The organism is Streptococcus danieliae (assembly GCF_009767945.1).
Classification (GTDB): Bacteria; Bacillota; Bacilli; order Lactobacillales; family Streptococcaceae; genus Streptococcus; species Streptococcus danieliae.
Window position 1 is genome coordinate 1 of sequence record NZ_WSRS01000220.1, and the last position, 399, is coordinate 399.

1 protein-coding gene is annotated in these 399 nt (G+C 41.1%); it reads right to left on the minus strand.

Annotated features, from left to right (window positions below; all coding sequences use genetic code 11):
• Nucleotides 1–59: 59 nt before the first annotated feature.
• Nucleotides 60–386, minus strand: coding sequence for a hypothetical protein (locus E5983_RS10235; RefSeq protein ID WP_414486791.1), 327 nt, complete (start codon nt 384–386; stop codon nt 60–62).
• Nucleotides 387–399 lie beyond the last annotated feature (13 nt).

The following is a 399-nucleotide window of genomic DNA, read 5'->3' on the forward strand; positions in this document are numbered from 1 at the left end:
CCCCCACCACAGGGAAAGCATCTCATAGAAATTCGAAAGAAGCCGGATTCGGATTGACGTTAAAACCATCTCAACACCCTTATTAAAAAGCTAAATAATAAAAGCCTAAAACTGTCAGTTTTCAGGGATTCCACACAACTTGACAAAGAGCCCAAAACAGGGCTGTAATTGGCTAGCTCCAAAGCTATGTCTTGAGCTGATATATAGCGATCAAACAAGGGGTAATACTTGGATTCAGAGGACAGACAGCTATAGTCTTTCTGTGAAAGTCTCCAAAATCGCTTTAAACGACGATATTTCTTGGCCTCTTCACCTGAGTGACGGTTTAATTTATTCATTTCCTGAATCCGAATCATCTTGAAGGCATTGGTCAAGTGCTGTACAATGTGGAAACGATCG